Here is a 16,408-nt window from a genome sequence, read left to right on the forward strand (position 1 = left end):
CGGGGGAGACAGGCACGCTCCCCTGAATGGTGATGCAACGGCCAAACGATGCACTGGCAACCTCCGCCCTGCCCCTGATCTGTGCGAGCAGATCCACGGGTGCATGGGGTTCGGAGCGTTGCCAGCGGCCAGAGGGATGCAACGGGAGAGCGCAGCGTCTCCCTTGCCAAGGAGTGTGGAATGCAAGCGCAGCTTGTAGTTACGCACACTACTTGCAGTCGGCGTTAGCACGCCTGTTTTGCCTGAGCGGAGTCGGATAGAACCGACGTGTTGGAATTGTCGCTCGATGGGTTTGTCACCCATTCTTCACGAGTTTTATCGGTCAGCCATATCGGCACGATACACGTGGACTCTGCCCCAGGCTAGAACCGCCCTTCTGCCAAACGATGCCTCGAAAGGAGAGGCATCATGGCGAAGCCTGTTACACTGCCTGGAAGCGTTCGAGGCCTTCTGGGATTCAATGCGGTCTTGCACTTGGTATCGGCGATCTTCGCCGCCATCTGGGTTGCTCGACTGGTCGCGCCTCAAGGCGCTCTGTCAGCACTGAACTGGGTTGAGGTTCTGTTGTCTGCGGCGGCGGTTGCCGCCGGCCTGACTTACGGCTCCTTCCTTGCTCTGCGCTACCTGCCGGCACTGCCGCCATCGCTGCGGCGCGGTGCCATCATCGCGTTCATCGCCGCTTATTCTGCGCTGGCGATTGTATTGGCGGTCGCGGCATCGTCGGCACTTGCCGCGACTGCCGGTGAGCGCGCGCACATGGAAGCGTCACTGGCAGCGATGCGCACGGCGACCGAAGATCGCCGTCGTGCTTTCGCATCGATCGTCAACCGCGCGCCTGCGCTGCTGGAGTGCATCGATACGGCGTCAGCGATGAGCAGGCAGGAAGCCGCCACCGGCGCCTTCAGCCGTGAGGGCGGCGATGTGGGCCGCGTGGCAATCACGCTGTCGAACATCGCCAAGGGCTGCTCGACGGCACGCGATGCGCTCTATGCCAATCGTGCGCAGTTGGTTCGCCTGTTCGATCGGCTTGACCGCCGGCTGCTCGACATTCGGCGGGTGATCGATTCCGACATCGACAGCGATGCAAAGCTCATCGCTGTTCGGAAGCACGGCGAAGAGTATCAGCGTCTCACGCGCGCTGTGAACGACGCGCTGGCGGTGGAGGTGCTGCAAGGCGTCTCTGACGCGATGCTCCGCGACTGGTATGCGGCGGGTCTTCCGGCGCGCGGTGCCGCAGCCATCACGCAGAACTTTGCGGGCCTTGCTGAGGCACTGGTCGAAGGCCTCGATGACATCGCGGCTCTGAGGAATGAAACGCCGCCGAGCGTCGCGGCGGTCTCGTCCATGGAGTACCTGACCCTTTATCCAAAGGCGACGGTCGGCGCGCTGGCGATTGGGGTGTGCATTGAGATGATCCCTCTTGGGGCCATCCTGATCGGCTTCGCCATCATGTCGCAAGAGGCGGGCCGCAGCGTGCGCGGTCGCACAGGCGGCACGTCGTCACCAGCGCCAGCCCCTTCCGAGCCGGCGGCGCGTGTCAGCGCGCCACGGCGCGGCCGGCCGCGCAAGACGAAGGTATGACGCGACTGGCTGAGCAAAGGACGGGCGGCGACGGCAACATCGCCGCCCGTTTTGCGTCACCACCATGCGTAGTAGGCAACGGCTCGACCCTGGTCGATTTCAGCACGCGCCTTGCGGATGAACTCGAAATCGTCGTCGCGTTCCTCCCCGGTGGTTTCGCCGAAGAAGAAGCCTGCGGTGTCAGGCAGCAGATTGTCGGTGATGGCCCGCTCCAACGCGTCGAGGTCAGCCGAGGTGATCTCAACGGTGTTCACGTTGAAGTCGGAATCGATGCCGCCCTTCTCGTAGTAGAGGCGTGCCATCCAGCCGTGCAGGTTCGGATGTTTACGCCAATAGTGGATGCGTGGGTGCTTACCCAGGCCGTTCACGTCGAAATCGACGGGCGGCCGTTGTTCGTCCTTCCGCATCGAATGTGCATACATATCAAGTCCCATGATGGTCTCCTATCGTTCTGCCGCACGACCATTCGCGCGGCTGATGGAGACAGGCGGCACACGCCGATTTGCGCGCGCAACGCCCCTACACGGTCAACGCAGTTGAGTGGTGCGGGCCGGGGCTTGCGGGCAAAAGCAAAGCGGACGGGTGCAAGGGTCGACACGATTCAGCACGCGATGGTGATCCGGCAAAAGTGTCCGGAGACATCTTGGCTATTGGAGCATGACGGTGCGCAAGGAGCCACGCCGCCGGCATAGGTCAGGTGGAAGGCTGCGCCCGCATGTCTCTCTGGCGATAAAACTCACGCAAACGCGGGAGGCAGTCCTCATAGGATTCGCGGCTGAGCGTTTCGGCGGGAATGCCCTGAGCCGAGCCTTGAAAAAAGATGACGCTGTTCAGCGCCGGTAAGTTGCACAGCCGTTCCAACGACCCATCGACGTGACAACCGTTGAGGACGATTTCTGTTAGGTGCGACAGTTCACAAATGGGATCGAGGTTCGTGACGTAGGTGTCAGAACAATCCAGGTGTTCAAGCTTGCTACAGGCTTCAAGCCCAGCAAGCGATTTTACGTTGGTGTCATCGCACGTAAGGCGTTGCAGTTCAGGACAGTGTCGCAGCGGTGTTAGATCTGCGATGTAGCTGCTGCCGCAAAAGAGTTGTCGCAGGTGGGTTGCGTTTCTAAGGGGCTCGATCGAGGAAATGAGCGTCACGCCGCAATACAGCCGAATAAGGTTCTGGACGTGAAGGCCGTCGAGGCTGTCAATCTGATTATAGCTGAGATCGATGACCACAAGATTTTGCAAATTAGACAAAGGTTTGAGAGTCGTAATTAGCGTCGAATGTATATCGAGTTGTTCCAGCTCAGCGCACTGCATTAGTTGTTCCGGCAATGAGTCAATCAACAAATTAAAAAGTAGCAGCGTGTTTGATCGGCTATTTCGCATAGACCGAAAACGGCGATTGGCCACTTCCCAATCAATCAACTTCACTCCAAGACGTGAATTGATATCGACTTGTCGCATCAATCCCTTTTTAGTTGACGTTCTCTTGCCAGAATTTCCTTGTAAAAAATATGCAGCATGAGCAACGTCTGCAATGGCGCTTTCTAAAAATTCTTCGAATTTCTGACGGTTATATAGCCATTCATAAAATAGCAGCGTCGCAACAAAATCTGGCGCAAACCCGTCTTTTGCATCATCACATTTTTGTCCGATTTCAGCAGCAGGAGAAATACTGTTTCCGTGAGGTGCATATTTATAAACATCTGAAACTTCAACGCAGAACGAAATAAATGATGTGTACTTTGGGCGTTCAATAGAAGCCTGATTTTGGAAGTTTTTTACGATCTGAAATAGATGCGCCTCTTTAAGTTGGCCTCGCTTTTTAGCAAGCTTCAACTGCGCTCGCAGCTCGTCCGCGAGCTTTTTGAAATTGTTGTAGTCCATGCCGCCGCGCCCCGATCGGTAAGTGAATTAGCCATCACCGCCGCTGTTGTGAAGCAGCAATGGTGCCGCAAACCTACAATCCGGAATTCAACGCGCCGCGCTCCGGAGATTCTCCCGACAGACTCCAGACGACTGCATCAAAGCGCTTTGGCATTTTCGCATCACTGTTCAGGGCTTGGCGAAACCAAGCGCGGCCGCTCCCCACCGAAAATGAGGAGCAGGGTGATGCAAATCCGCAATTCACTCAAACATATCCGGCACTACGCGCCGGAGCAGAACGTCCGGAACATTTCGGCTATCATTTATGTGCCGCCCGAGCGCGTGCTGCGGGAGGCCATGACGATCTTCAACATGGCGGTCGCCTATGCCGGCATCTCGCCGCGCATCTCGCGCCGCCGGTTGATCGACTGGGTGTATGATCGGCTGATAGAAACCGATGCGGTCGTAATCGACCATGACGGTATCGAGATCGATCTCCACCGCACGGATGTCGATGGCATCTTCGGAGACGATGCCTCGGCCTCGTGGGCTGGTGACTTCCTAGGTGGGCGGCTGCGCCCTCGCAAACTGTCCGCAGCGCCGAAGGTGACCGCGCGCCTGCGCTTGTTGTGGATCGCACTCGCCGTCCACGATCCGGCCGCTTCCCGCGACGTGCTGCGCTAGGCGCTGAATTCGCCCCACATGTTCGATGTGGTGGTGATTGAAGCCTCCACGCCGGAATCCACCGGCTGGAGGCTTCTTTCATGCCGGTTCAATACAAGCTGGAATACGACGAAAACGGTGCCCGCCAAATCGGCACAGAGATTGCCAAGGCGGGCGGCACTGCCGCGCCGCAGGTGAACAAGGATGCAAATCGCCGCCGTCGCAAGCTGCCCAGCTCGGTGCAGACTGCAATCACCGTGAGCATCTGCGGCGCGGTTTTCTTCGGCGCCGTGGCCTATGCGCCGATGGGCTGGCGTCCACAGGATTTCACAGGCGCCTATGTCAGCGATGTTGCCTTCGAGGTGAAGGCTAAAGAGACGGACATCCAGGCACAGCTCGAAGCTTATAATGCGCAGCTGCGCATCGCAGCGGAGCAACAGAACAACCGAATGCGCGCGGTGACCGAAGGCATCAACCGCGCTTACACGGCGTCTTATGATCTGAACCGTGTACAGGTCGAAGCCAACAATGCGCTGCGCAGCGCCTATGTTGGCCAGGAGATGAGCCAGACAGCGCAGGTCAACAGCTCCAATCTCAGCATCGCGTCGATCGCCGAGATGGCCGGCCAAGCGTTGAACATCTTTGCACCAGGCACCGGCGATGCAGCGTTGCGGGCTGCCGACGAGCAGCGTCAAATCGCATCCGACCGGATGCGATCAACTGCGACGCAAAGCGCGCAGGTTTCTGTTGCGCCCTATGTCCCGCAACTGCCCAACCCCGATGAAATCGCAAAGGCACTGAATAGCGTGCCTGCGATGGATATCCCGCCGCCGCCGCGCTTCAGCTCGAAGGACAAGTGACATGCGCACAAGCAACTTCCTGAACTGGTTGGAGCGCCTCGCGGCGCTCCAACGTCAAATGGCCGAAGCAGATCACGCGGCGGATGCGCGTGCGCGGGCCGTTCAGCTTGAAGAGTCAATGGAGCATGCCAAGCCATCTGGCGCGCTTGGCGACGGTCGCCTCGGCAATCTCGATGATTGCGCCGCAGCCGGTATGCTGAACAGCAAAGGCCTGTTCATCGGCGCGTTCGGTGAACATGGGCGTTTCCTGTTCCACAATGGCGATGAAAGCCTGCTGACCTATAATCGCGCGGGCGGCGGCAAGGGCACGACGCTGATCCAGCCCAACCTCGCCCATTCGCGCGATCGGTCATTGATCGTCGTTGACATCAAGGACGGCGAGCTCGGGTTCTCAACGGCTTCGCACAGAGAAACGGTGATCGGCACGCCGGTCATTTACCTCAACCCTTACAGCCTGCATGGGCTGCCCAACACCAACATCAATCCGCTTTATCGGCTCATAGAGGTAATCCGCGATGGGCAATCGCCGGATGGTGAAGCCGAAGCGATCTGTTCCATCGCCATGCCCGCGCCGCCGCGTGAATCCGAAAACAGTTGGGTGCGTAAGGGTGCGATTCAGATTGCATCGGCCTATGCCGAATATCTGGCGACGTTCATGCCGGACGACTGCACGCTGCCGGCGCTATGGCGTTTCTTCAACGGCGATGAAGCGCATTTCAAGATGACCTTCTCGCTGATGGCGACGTGCGGTGTTGAATCCATCGAACGTCGGTCGATGGCATTCGACCAGATGCGCAACGATGCGCCGAAGCAGTGGGAGGCCATCCGTTCCGAAGCCGCGACGGCGTTCAGCGCGTGGGAACCTGGCAAGTCACTTGCCAAGGCCTGCGCGTCGCATGACTTCGATCTGACGCGCGCCAAGCGGGAGAAGCTGACGATCTATGTGATGTTGCCGGCGAACCGGATCGATGTCGCGGCACCGTGGGTGTCGATGCTCATCGCGATGATGACAGAAACTATTGCAGCAGCGCGCGGCCCGATCAGCACAACTTTCATCGTCGATGAATTTGCCAACCTGCCGCGTGTGCCCAGCATTCTGCGTTCGCTGCGCCTCTATCGCGGCCTCGGCGTTTCCTACTGGTTCTTCAGCCAAGGCCGCCACGCGTTGACAAGCCATTGGAGCCGCGAACAGGTCAAAGACATTGAGGATCAAGTCGGCATTATCACGATGAAGTCGGTGTGGGAGCCTGACCTGCTCAAGGACATTGAGCTGTGGTCTGGCACGCAGACAATCCTGCAAGGCGGTGTCAGCCACTCGGGCGGCGTGGTGCAAACCGCCAATGCAAATCTGTCGGAGACAAAGCGGCCTGTGCTTCAGGCTGGCGATGTCATCGGGCTTGGCCCCAACCGCCATGTCATCCGCTTGGCATCGATGCCCTATCTGCTGATCGCAGACGCAGTGCCTTACTACACCGTGTCGCCATGGCGGGATCAGGTGCGTGATGTCCGTGATCTCCACAAAGGGAATGCCACATGACTGACAAGCTGCCCGTTACGCCGAGCTTCAACGACGTGTCGAAGCAGTCGGCAAAGGAGGCCGCTATCAAGGCGCGCGCCGATGAAGCGATCCGGCGCATGGCAAAATCCTTCGAGCGCAATGAGCCGCATCTGGTCGATCGTCGGCATGCCGAGCTGGTCGCAAAGCAGGCGGCGATGCCGGAACTGAAGCCGTCATTCGCGGCCGAAGACCCGATCAGTCGTATCCGCAATGTCGCCAAATATCAGGTTAAGCAGGAGCATCGCGCGCGCATCGTGAAGATAAAAACCGTTGCCGACAGAATGATAGGCAAGCAGAACGACGGTCTCGAACGCTGATGCGTCCATAAATAGCGGAAACCCGCGACTTTATTGACTTTTTTAAGTAATTAAATTACAATATAGATATATATGGTCGTGGCGGATAATTGCGGGTCAATTATCAGACGGAAACCGGCGAGTTTCCCCCACTGGCTCAACTTTAAGCAAATAGACCAAATCCAGATGTTGCTTTGGTGGCGCGTTCTTGGATTTGGGAAGGTGTATCGTGTTGGAGATCAAGCCCGAACGGCTGGCTCACTATCGCAAGTTACTTGCGGACCTCGACGTTCCGATGGAACGTAAGGATGATGTGATCCTGACGTTGGCTTCGTTCTTTAAGTCACTGATTGATCAGGCGTTTGGTGTCGATCCAGTGCAGTTGGCTGAAAGAGAACGCCTCTCAAAATCGTTCCAATCTGCTGCAAGTCGTGATACGATTTCGAACAGCCTTGATGCTGAACGAGTTGACCTCGATAGCGAGGGCGCGACCACCCCAACACCAACAAGAAGGGATGTGCGCGATGGTAAAATCATCGGTCATGAAGGCAGTCATTTACTGCCGCGTATCTAGTCAAAAACAACTTCGCGAAGGCGATGGATTGGAAAGCCAGCGTGCACGTTGCGAAGAGTTCGCACGTTTTCGCAATCTCGAAGTTGTCGAGATTTTCAGAGACGAAGCTTCGGGCAGCGCCGTCAATCGCCCTGCGATGAAAGCGATGATCGCGTTTCTGAAAGCCAAACGCGAACCGTACATTGTCATCATCGATGACATCTCACGCCTGGCGCGCGGGATTCAGGCGCACTTCACGCTGCGCGAAAAGATCAAAGCTGCCGGCGGAATTTTACAATCGCCTTCGATCGAGTTCGGCGACGATTCCGATTCCAGCCTGATGGAGAATGTGCTGGCGAGCGTGTCGCAACACGCGCGGCAAAAAAATCGGGAACAGACTCACAACCGGATGCGCGGGCGGATGATGAACGGCTATTGGAGTTTTCGCGCTCCAATCGGTTACACTTTCAAGCGCGTGCAAGGGCATGGCAACATGCTGGTGCGCGACGAACCTGTCGCGTCACTCATCCAGGAAGTTTTCGAAGGCTTCGAGTCCGGTCGGTTCGAAGGGCCGGCAGAGATAATGCGCTACATCGATGCGCATCCCGCATGGCCGCACACACGTCGCGAAAAACTGACCGTCGAGCGTGTCCTCGAAATCCTGAACCGGATTCACTATGCGGGCTATTTGAATTACCCCGACTGGGACATTCACATGCGGCCTGCAAAGCATGAGCCGATTGTGAGTCTGACGACGTTCAGCGCCGTGCAGGATCGCTTGAACGGCAAGGCCAAATGTCCGGCGCGCAAAGACCTTGCGCTTGATTTCGTGCTTCGTGGTGCAGTTGAGTGCCACGATTGCGGCCAACCGTTTCGTGGTTGCTGGGCGACAGGTCGCAGCGGGAAGTACCCATATTATCTCTGCCAAACAAAAGGTTGCGAGTCCTACGGCAAGTCGATCCGGCGTGACCAAATGGAAGGCGAGTTTGAAACCATCCTGAGCAACATGCGCCCATCGGCTTCGATGTACGCGCTGGCGGTCGAACTGTTTCGCGATCTTTGGGAGGCGCGCGTGGCTGCCGCACACAGCAATCGTGCGCATCTGCACGCGGAGGTCAAGCTGCTCGAACAGCAGATCGAGCACCTGGTCGATCGCATCATAAAGGCGGAGTCGCCAACTGTTCTAACGGCCTACGAAAATCGTCTCGCTGCGCTGGAGATGCAGAAGGCGAAGGCGGCTGAAACTGTGGCGAATTGCGGGCGTCCGTTGAAGGATTTCGACTCCACACATAGAACCGCTTTGGAATTCCTAGAAAACCCTTTTAATACATGGACTTACGGCAACCTTGAAGCCAAGCGTGGGGTCATTCGTTTGGCGTTCGCATCACGCTTATCGTATCAGCGTGGAAGCGGTTTTAGAACCGCCGAAGCGTCAATTCCTTTTATATTTATCAATAGCTTAGGACAACATGACTCTGACGAGTCCGAAATGGTGCCCCTGGCCGGACTCGAACCAGCACGGATTTCTCCACTCGATTTTGAGTCGAGCGCGTCTACCATTTCACCACAGGGGCGGCGGGGCGGTTACTAGCCGATGATTTTCGCACTCGCAACGCCGAAGCGGGCCTGTGATGCGCATTTGTCACACAGGTTCGATTTTTGAACCTTTTGTGGCAATGCGTCGATAACGCACTTTCCGCTTGATGACAGTTTCGCCATGGAGAGCCATCTGCAATTCGCAATTTGAGGGGGCTCTCATGCGATCGATGATTCTGGCCGGCGCTTCGGTGCTGACACTTACGACTGTTGCCGCGATGCCGGCATTCGCTCAGGCCGCGTCTGCGCCAGTCAAGGCCGCCGCTGCCGACAAGGCCGACGAAGCCGAAGCCGAAATGGTGATCGTCACCGGTTCGCGCATTGCCCGCGTCAACCTCGAAACACCGGTGCCGGTCACGACGCTGACCGCAGCCGAACTGACCCAGCAGGGCGCCGTGTCGCTCGGCGATCGCCTCTCGTTGCTCCCCCAGTTCCGCCCCACCTTCTCGACGCAGAACGCCGGCCGCTTCATCGGCACCGCCGGTCTGTCGATCCTCGATCTTCGCGGCCAAGGCACGGCACGCACGCTGGTGCTGCAGAACGGCATGCGTCACGTTTCGTCCTCGCCGGGCACCCAGCAGGTCGACGTCAATGCCATCCCGGTTGATCTGATCGAGCGCGTCGACATCGTCACCGGCGGCAATTCGGCAGTTTATGGCTCGGACGCCGTTGCCGGCGTGGTGAACTTTGTCCTCAAGCGCGACTTCGAAGGCATCACCGGCCGTGTCCAGGCCGGCACCTCGTCGCGCGGTGATGCGCGCAACTATCTCGCCAGCATGGCAGCCGGCACGAACTTTGCCGATGGCCGCGGCAACATCGCCATCGCTGCGGAATTCTCGCGCAATGATCCGTTGTATTTTTCCGATCGCGATAGCTTCGCTGGCGCTTTCTCGGGTCGCTCGCAGTTCCAGTTGACTGAAGACACCGCTCGGTCGGGCACCGGCAACACGCCGGAAATCGCCTCGGGCAACGGCATCTCCGATACAACGTTCACTCGCGGCATCAAGAACATTGGCATCTCGACCGGCGGTGCCTTCACCTCGACCTGCCAGGGCGTTGCCCCCGGCGACCGCGCTACCCTGAACTGCGGCGGCGTCTTCAACAGCGCCGGCACCTCGCAGTTCGGCAACGTCTTTGCCTTCCTGCCTGACGGCACGCTGGTGAAGAACGCCGTGACCCGCGATTTCCGCACGTTCGGTTCGGGCAACGGCGTTGGCGGCATCGGCTCGACCCTGCGCGAAACCGGCCTGCTGCAGACCGGCAATACCCGTTATGCCTTCAACCTGCTGTCCAGCTTTGAAGTCAGCGAAGGCTTCCGTCCCTATATCGAAGCCAAGTGGGTCCGCACCGAATCCATTCAGGAAGGCCAGCCGACCTTCTCGTCCGGCGCCCTCAACCCGGTGCTCAGCATCAACAACGCGTTCCTGACCACCCAGGCCCGCAACTTGCTGACCACCAGCCTCGCACCGGGCGCAACCGGCTTCCAGATTCAGCGCTTCAACATCGATTTCGGTGGCCGCGGTGAAAACCACAGCCGCGACCTGTATCGCGTCGTCGTCGGTGCCGATGGCACATTCATGGATACATGGCGCTATCAGGTTGCCCTGAACTATGGCCGCGTGGACACCTTCTACCAGACGCGCGGCAACGTGCTGCTCAGCCGCTTCACATCGGCTGCCAACGCGCAGCGCAACGCAGCCGGCCAGATCGTCTGCGGCATCAACAACGATGCGATTGCCACCAACGACGATGCTGCCTGCGTTCCGATCAACCTGTTCGGCCTGGGTGCGCCCACCCAGGCGGCGCTGGATTACGTGTTGTTCAACTCGACCCGCAACCAGTCTGCTGAACAGTACAACGCCGTCGCGTTCATCAGCGGCGACAGCGAAAAGCTATTCAGCCTGCCCGGCGGTCCGGTCGGCTTTGTCGTCGGCGGTGAATGGCGCCAGGAGCGGTCGTTCTCGCAGTTCGACGCCACGACGCGCGGCGGCCTGACCTTCCTCAACTCCATCGCCACGTTCGCGCCGCCGAACCTCAACGTCTATGACGCGTTCGGCGAAATTCGCCTGCCGATCCTCAAGGACGTGGCCGGTGCCAAGGAACTGTCGGTCGAAGGTTCGGCCCGCGTTTCCAAGTACAGCTCTGGCCCGACCGGCACGATTCTCGCCTATAACGGCAGCGTCGTTTACGCCCCGGTCAACGACCTTAAGTTCCGCGTCGGCTATGGCCGCGCGGTTCGCGCCCCGACGCAGAGCGATCTGTTCTCGGCGCAGTCGCAGACCTTCCTCAACGGCCTGGTCGATCCCTGCGGTCAGCAGAACATCAACGCCAACCCCAACCGCGTCGCAAACTGCGCTGCGGCCGGCGTGCCGACCACCCAGACCTTCAACGGCACCACCGAAGCCTTCACCAACCGTCCGGCGTCCGGCATTTCGGGCTTGAACGGCGGCAACCCCAACCTGACCGAAGAGCGTTCGACCAGCTGGACAGCCGGCCTGGTGTTTCAGCCGAGCTTCGTGCCCGGCCTGACGCTGACGGTCGACTGGTATCGGATCAGCCTGAGCAACGCGATCAACACGATCGGCGCGCAGACGATCATCAACCAGTGCTATGACGAACCAGGCGGCATCAATAACTCCTTCTGTGCTGCCATCACCCGCAACCCGAACGGCACCTTTGCCGGTCAGCAGAACGTTCTGCATGGTGGCAATACGGTCGACTTCCCGACGACGGGCAACGGTTCGTCGTTCCTGCAGGGTCCGTTCAACTACGCTCGTCAGCGCACGACCGGCATCGATTTCGACCTGTCCTACCGCACCAGCATCGGTCAGGATTGGCGCGTTTCGACCCGCTTGATCGCGTCCTACCTGATCGAGCGCAACGTGTTCACCTCGATCACCGAACCGAACCGCCTGACCCAGGAAAAGGTCACGCTCGGCAACCCGGAATGGAACGCGCAGTGGAACCTGACGGTCGGCTACAAGGACTTCGACCTGGCCTACAACTTCCGCTACTTCAGCAAGCAGACGGTTGCCGGCAACTGGCGCACCCAGAACGTCGAACAGGGCCGTCCGGCTGAAAACCTGGATGCATTCCCGTTCCCGTTCTATCCGGCTTACACCTACAGCGACGTCCGCTTCACGGCGAAGCTGCAGAGCTGGGTCACGGCATTCGTCGGCGTCGACAACATCTTCGACAAGCTGCCGCCGTTTGACCTTCTCGGCACCGGCGCCGGCGATGCGATCTTCACAAACACCGGCCGTTATTTTTACGGCGGCATCCAGGGGAAGTTCTAAGGCTTACCCACATCCAGGCATCCATCAGGGGGCTGGCCGCAAGGCTGGCCCCCTTTTGCATTCCCGGCCATCAAGGGCTTTGCGCTGGACTTGCACCGCGACAAGCCGCAAGGCAGGCGCATGCGACCACCCCGTAAACCCACTGGCTCCGGCCGCCCTCCGGGCGGTGACAAACAAGGCCGCCCTCCCGGGCGGGGCGACCCTTCCCGTCCTCCCCGCAGTGCGGGCACAGATGGGCCGCGCTCATCCGGGCCGCGCCCGCCGCCCGGCGACGACCGCCCGCGTGGTCCGTTATCTGGCGTGCGCCGGCAGGACAGAGACGGCGGCGTGCGCGAAGATCGTCCCACTTTTGGCCGTGCTGGCCCCAACGCCGGCCCGCCGCGCGGCCTCAGTCCGGAAGGGCGACGTAGCCCCGATGGCGCCGCCCGTGGCGGCAGCGATGACCGTGCTGGCGATGCTCGGCCGCCGCGCACCGGTCGCCGTGAGGCGCGCGGCGCCGCCGGCAGTGACTTTGGCACCCGCCCACCGCGCAGCGAAGGCTTTGAAGGCGACCGCCGCCCGGCCCGGCCCGCACGCCCGGCCAGCACCCGGCGCCCGCCTTCGCGTTCCGACACCGATGCCCGCCCGCATCGCGGCGACAGCGGACAACGACCGCTGCGTGGTGACGGTGAACAACGCCCGGTGCGCGGCGGCGGCGAGCGGCGGCCTTCGCGCACGGATACCGACCCGCGCCATGCGCGAAGATTGGCAGACGCACACCCGTCAGACAGCATCGCCGACACGCGCTCACCAGCCAGCGCGGCGGCGACCCGCAGCCAGAAAAGCACCGCCGACATCCGTGCCGCACGCGCCGCCAGTGCCCGCCCGGCACGCAGCGAAACCGAAGGCTATCGGCCCAGACCAGCCGCAACCCGCCCGGCCGACCGTGCCGATGCGCCGTCGCGCGCCGCGCCAGCCCGCGCCGCGCCGCGACCGACGCCGGCAAAACTTACCGGCCCCATCGAATCGCAGCGTATTGCCAAACTGCTGGCCCGGGCCGGGGTCGGTTCCCGCCGCGATATCGAACGGATGATCGGCGAAGGCCGCATCGCGCGTGGCGGCGAGGTGTTGGCATCGCCGGCGATCAACGTCGACAGCCTGATGGGCATCACCGTCGATGGCGCGCCTGTCGGCGGTATCGAGGCCGTGCGCCTGTTCCGTTTTCACAAGCCGCCCGGCTTCCTGACCACGACGCGCGACCCCGGTGGGCGCCCGACGATCATGGACATCCTGCCCGAAGGCCTGCCGCGTGTCGTGCCGGTCGGCCGGCTCGACATGAACACCGAAGGGCTGCTGCTGCTGACCAACGACGGCGGGCTGAAGCGCGCGCTGGAATTGCCGGCCAATGGCGTGACCCGCACATACCGCGTGCGCGCCTATGGCGAAATTGCGCAACAGACCATCGAGGGGCTGATCGAGGGCATTACCATCGACGGCATGCGCTATGGTGCCATCGATGCCGATATCGAACGGCGGACGGGCCGCAATCTGTGGCTGACCATGACGCTGACCGAAGGCAAGAACCGCGAAATTCGCAATGTGCTCGAGCATCTGGGACTTCAGGTCAGCCGCTTGATCCGCGTTGCCTATGGCCCGCTGCTGCTTGGTGACCTGCCGCCACGCGACGCCGACGAGGTGCCTGCCGACATCATCGCTGCCCTTCGCAAGGGCGGGACGCCGGACGGCCTTTGATGCGTATCATTGCCGGCAAATGGCGTGGCAAGGCCATTCAGGCGCCCCCCGGTGCCGTCACGCGCCCGACAGCTGATCGCATGCGCGAAGCGCTGTTTTCCATGCTGACCAGCCGGCTGGGCAGTTTCGAGGGTTTGAAAGTGCTGGACGGGTTTGCCGGCACCGGCGCTCTCGGGCTTGAGGCGTTGTCACGCGGCGCCTCGCGCGCCTGGTTCGTCGAAAGCGATCCGGCAGCCGTCAAGGCGCTCAAGGCCAATATCGCCGCCATGTCGGCCGATGGTACCGTGGTCGCCAGCCCGATGGCCACTCTCGGCAAGGGCAGCGCGGCTTGCGACCTGGTGCTGCTGGACCCGCCCTATGGAGAAAGCCTGGCCTTGCCGACGTTGCTGCATCTGCAAAAGATGGGCTGGATTGCGCCATTTGCGCTGGTGTCAGTGGAAACCGGCGCCAAGGAAGCACTGGAGACAGACTGGGAGATCCTGGCGGTTCGCAAACACGGCAAGGCCGCCGTCCACTTGCTCCGCGCACCCGGCTAACCTGCAATCCGTTCCCGCGACTTGGGGTAGCTTCCAATTACTGTAACCCAATTGGTGAAAAAAGCCAGTTCTTCCATTGCGCGTTGCACCGGCAAGTCCCCGAGAGAGCCCTCTATTTCTGCATAGAATTCTGCCTGTGAGAAATGCCCGTCTCGCAGATAACTCTCCAATTTGGTCATATTGACACCATTGGTCGCAAAGCCGCCAAGCGCCTTGAACAAGGCTGCCGGCACCGATCGCACTTCAAAGTTGAAGCTCGTCATTGCTGGCACCCCGGGCGCAGGCATGACGGCATCGCGCGCCAGGACAACAAATCGGGTCGTGTTGTGGTCCGCGTCCTCGATCCCTTCGGCGATCACGTTCAACCCGTATAGCTCGCCGGCCAGTTTCGATGCGACGGCGCCGATACTGGCATCACCCTCGCCCGCAACCGCTGCCGCAGCCGCAGCCGTGTCGAAATACTGCACCGGCGCCAGGCCCCAGGCCCGCAGCCGCCCCCGCACCTGGCCCAGTGCCTGCACATGGCTTTTCACCGTACGCAGCGTCTCGCGGTCCTTCAGGCCAAGCAGGCAATGCCGCACCCTCACGAAATGTTCGCCGATGATCGACAGACCCGATTCGGGCAGCAGGAAATGCATGTCCGCCACACGGCCATGCAGGCTGTTTTCGATAGGAATCACTGCCTTGCCGGCGCGCCCGGATTGTACCGCCTCGATGGCATCTTCAAAACTGGCGCATGGCAACGGCAGCGCATCCGGAAACGCCTCGCGCACCGCCTGATGCGAATAGGCACCGGGCGCGCCCTGAAATGCGATGGCGGCAGCCGGGTCGACGAGCGCGCGCGCGCTCATGGCGGCGACAAGGGTTTCGGCGAGGGGCGGATAACTGCTCATGGGCCGTTCGTTAGGATAGTGCGGCCCGGCACGCAAATACTTGCCCGCCGGCGCGGCCCTGCTATAGCCGCCCAAGAAATCGAAGCGGCGGTGCGGGCATGGTCCCGGCGCCCCTTGAGGAGCCTGACGTGGACAGCTTTGAGTGGAACAAGATTTTCGGCGCGGCACTGGCCGGCTTTGTGGCGCTGCTGGGCATCAGCATCGTCACCGATGGTGTTTACGCGACCCACAAGCCGGAAAAGCCCGGCTTCATCGTTGAAGCTGCCGAAGAAGCACCCGTCGAAGCCGCCGGCCCTGCCGAGGTGCAAAAGCCGATCGCTTTCTATCTGGCTTCCGCCAGTGCCGAAAAGGGTGAGGCGGTGTTCAAGAAATGTGCCGCCTGCCACAACAACGAAAAGGGCGGTGCCAATGGCATTGGTCCCAATCTTTATGGAATCGTCGGTAGCGCACATGCAAGCAAGGCCGGTTTCTCCTATTCGGACGCGCTTGGTGCCATGAAGGGCAAGCCCTGGAGCTGGGACGAGCTGAACGCCTGGCTGACCAGCCCCAAGGCCTATGCCGCCGGCAACAAGATGAGCTTTGGCGGCATCGCAAAGCCAGAAGATCGCGCCGCCGTGCTCGCCTATCTCAACAGCAAGAGCGACAGCCCCATGACCCTGCCGGCGGCGCCGGCCGAAGAAGTTGCCGAAGCCCCCGCTGAGGAAGCCGCGGCAGCACCGGCCGCTGGGCAGTAAGCACCGAGCGGAACAGAAAAAAAGGGCGCCCCGAAAGAGGCGCCTTTTTTTGTTGGCCGGATGTGTTCCACTTCAGAGCTGGTAATGCGCCCTGACAATGTCCCAGCCTTCTTCGGCGGTTTCGACAAGGTGGAACAGTGCAAGATCGTTCTGGGAAATAACGCCCTCGTCGGCCAGCGCCTGGAAATTGACGACCGAATTCCAGAATTCGCGGCCATACAACAGGATCGGCAGCGGCGCGACCTTGCCGG

General features: G+C 60.6%; 13 protein-coding genes, 1 tRNA gene and 2 pseudogenes. 11 read left to right on the forward strand and 5 right to left on the reverse strand.

What is annotated here, in order from left to right; all coding sequences use genetic code 11:
• Window positions 1-408: 408 nt before the first annotated feature.
• The gene (locus tag RMQ73_RS13975; protein WP_310498929.1) at window positions 409-1,581 is read left to right on the forward strand and encodes a hypothetical protein; all 1,173 of its coding nucleotides are present in this window, start codon (window positions 409-411) and stop codon (window positions 1,579-1,581) included.
• 56 nt (window positions 1,582-1,637) lie between these two features.
• Here RMQ73_RS13975 and RMQ73_RS13980 read toward each other — a convergent pair whose 3' ends face one another.
• Window positions 1,638-2,015 carry a hypothetical protein gene (locus tag RMQ73_RS13980; protein ID WP_310498931.1) on the reverse strand — a complete coding sequence of 126 codons (378 nt, stop codon included), beginning with the start codon at window positions 2,013-2,015 and terminating at the stop codon, window positions 1,638-1,640.
• Window positions 2,016-2,274: 259 nt separating this feature from the next.
• On the reverse strand, window positions 2,275-3,462 hold the full coding sequence (locus RMQ73_RS13985) for a hypothetical protein (protein ID WP_310498932.1): 1,188 nt from the start codon (window positions 3,460-3,462) through the stop codon (window positions 2,275-2,277).
• Window positions 3,463-3,687: 225 nt separating this feature from the next.
• Between RMQ73_RS13985 and RMQ73_RS13990 the strand changes: the two genes are divergently transcribed.
• The 6 genes and pseudogenes from RMQ73_RS13990 to RMQ73_RS14310 form a co-directional block, all read left to right on the forward strand.
• Complete coding sequence (locus tag RMQ73_RS13990) at window positions 3,688-4,125, forward strand: hypothetical protein (protein WP_310498933.1); 438 nt, start codon at window positions 3,688-3,690, stop codon at window positions 4,123-4,125.
• 80 nt (window positions 4,126-4,205) lie between these two features.
• Window positions 4,206-4,964, forward strand: a complete 759-nt coding sequence (locus RMQ73_RS13995) for a hypothetical protein (RefSeq protein ID WP_310498935.1) — start codon at window positions 4,206-4,208, stop codon at window positions 4,962-4,964.
• Window position 4,965: 1 nt separating this feature from the next.
• Window positions 4,966-6,501 carry a type IV secretory system conjugative DNA transfer family protein gene (locus tag RMQ73_RS14000; protein WP_310498936.1) on the forward strand — a complete coding sequence of 512 codons (1,536 nt, stop codon included), beginning with the start codon at window positions 4,966-4,968 and terminating at the stop codon, window positions 6,499-6,501.
• Window positions 6,498-6,839, forward strand: coding sequence for a hypothetical protein (locus RMQ73_RS14005; protein ID WP_310498938.1), 342 nt, complete (start codon window positions 6,498-6,500; stop codon window positions 6,837-6,839). Before RMQ73_RS14000 ends, RMQ73_RS14005 begins: the two co-directional genes overlap by 4 nt.
• A gap of 211 nt (window positions 6,840-7,050) precedes the next feature.
• Complete coding sequence (locus tag RMQ73_RS14010; RefSeq protein ID WP_310498939.1) at window positions 7,051-7,392, forward strand: hypothetical protein; 342 nt, start codon at window positions 7,051-7,053, stop codon at window positions 7,390-7,392.
• Window positions 7,361-8,299: pseudogene (locus RMQ73_RS14310) on the forward strand (recombinase family protein); the annotation flags it as partial. The gene RMQ73_RS14010 and the pseudogene RMQ73_RS14310, both read left to right, overlap by 32 nt.
• A 562-nt stretch (window positions 8,300-8,861) precedes the next feature.
• On the opposite strand, the gene RMQ73_RS14020 reads toward RMQ73_RS14310, so the two are convergent.
• Window positions 8,862-8,945: transfer RNA gene (locus RMQ73_RS14020), tRNA-Leu, on the reverse strand.
• A gap of 183 nt (window positions 8,946-9,128) precedes the next feature.
• Between RMQ73_RS14020 and RMQ73_RS14025 the strand changes: the two genes are divergently transcribed.
• The 3 genes from RMQ73_RS14025 to rsmD all read left to right on the forward strand — a co-directional run bounded on the left by RMQ73_RS14025 (window position 9,129) and on the right by rsmD (window position 14,530).
• Window positions 9,129-12,263, forward strand: coding sequence for a TonB-dependent receptor domain-containing protein (locus RMQ73_RS14025; protein ID WP_310498942.1), 3,135 nt, complete (start codon window positions 9,129-9,131; stop codon window positions 12,261-12,263).
• 327 nt (window positions 12,264-12,590) lie between these two features.
• Entirely contained in the window at window positions 12,591-13,994 is a 1,404-nt protein-coding gene (locus tag RMQ73_RS14030; RefSeq protein WP_310498944.1) for a pseudouridine synthase, read from the forward strand.
• A complete protein-coding gene (gene rsmD / locus RMQ73_RS14035; protein WP_310498945.1) occupies window positions 13,994-14,530 on the forward strand; it encodes a 16S rRNA (guanine(966)-N(2))-methyltransferase RsmD in 537 nt (178 codons plus the stop codon). Before RMQ73_RS14030 ends, rsmD begins: the two co-directional genes overlap by 1 nt.
• Here the strand turns inward: rsmD and RMQ73_RS14040 are convergent.
• The gene (locus RMQ73_RS14040) at window positions 14,527-15,423 is read right to left on the reverse strand and encodes a prephenate dehydratase (protein WP_310498947.1); all 897 of its coding nucleotides are present in this window, start codon (window positions 15,421-15,423) and stop codon (window positions 14,527-14,529) included. The two genes, rsmD and RMQ73_RS14040, sit on opposite strands and share 4 nt — an antisense overlap.
• A 98-nt stretch (window positions 15,424-15,521) precedes the next feature.
• Here RMQ73_RS14040 and RMQ73_RS14045 point away from each other — a divergent pair, with 98 nt between their 5' ends.
• Complete coding sequence (locus RMQ73_RS14045) at window positions 15,522-16,157, forward strand: cytochrome c family protein (RefSeq protein ID WP_310498949.1); 636 nt, start codon at window positions 15,522-15,524, stop codon at window positions 16,155-16,157.
• A 72-nt stretch (window positions 16,158-16,229) separates the two neighbouring features.
• Here RMQ73_RS14045 and RMQ73_RS14050 read toward each other — a convergent pair.
• Window positions 16,230-16,408: pseudogene (locus tag RMQ73_RS14050) on the reverse strand (lysine decarboxylase); the annotation flags it as partial.

The sequence above is a fragment of the Sandarakinorhabdus sp. genome (assembly GCF_031430775.1).
Taxonomy (GTDB): domain Bacteria; phylum Pseudomonadota; class Alphaproteobacteria; order Sphingomonadales; family Sphingomonadaceae; genus Sandarakinorhabdus.

Excerpts from the sequence above, each read along its gene's own strand:
- RMQ73_RS14025 (WP_310498942.1), top strand. The coding sequence starts at position 9,129 with ATGCGATCGATGATTCTGGCCGGCGCTTCGGTGCTGACACTTACGACT.
- RMQ73_RS14040 (WP_310498947.1), bottom strand. The coding sequence starts at position 15,423 with ATGAGCAGTTATCCGCCCCTCGCCGAAACCCTTGTCGCCGCCATGAGC.
- rsmD (WP_310498945.1), top strand. The coding sequence starts at position 13,994 with ATGCGTATCATTGCCGGCAAATGGCGTGGCAAGGCCATTCAGGCGCCC.
- RMQ73_RS14000 (WP_310498936.1), top strand. The coding sequence starts at position 4,966 with ATGCGCACAAGCAACTTCCTGAACTGGTTGGAGCGCCTCGCGGCGCTC.
- RMQ73_RS14045 (WP_310498949.1), top strand. The coding sequence starts at position 15,522 with ATGGTCCCGGCGCCCCTTGAGGAGCCTGACGTGGACAGCTTTGAGTGG.
- RMQ73_RS13995 (WP_310498935.1), top strand. The coding sequence starts at position 4,206 with ATGCCGGTTCAATACAAGCTGGAATACGACGAAAACGGTGCCCGCCAA.
- RMQ73_RS13975 (WP_310498929.1), top strand. The coding sequence starts at position 409 with ATGGCGAAGCCTGTTACACTGCCTGGAAGCGTTCGAGGCCTTCTGGGA.
- RMQ73_RS13990 (WP_310498933.1), top strand. The coding sequence starts at position 3,688 with ATGCAAATCCGCAATTCACTCAAACATATCCGGCACTACGCGCCGGAG.
- RMQ73_RS14005 (WP_310498938.1), top strand. The coding sequence starts at position 6,498 with ATGACTGACAAGCTGCCCGTTACGCCGAGCTTCAACGACGTGTCGAAG.
- RMQ73_RS13980 (WP_310498931.1), bottom strand. The coding sequence starts at position 2,015 with ATGGGACTTGATATGTATGCACATTCGATGCGGAAGGACGAACAACGG.
- RMQ73_RS13985 (WP_310498932.1), bottom strand. The coding sequence starts at position 3,462 with ATGGACTACAACAATTTCAAAAAGCTCGCGGACGAGCTGCGAGCGCAG.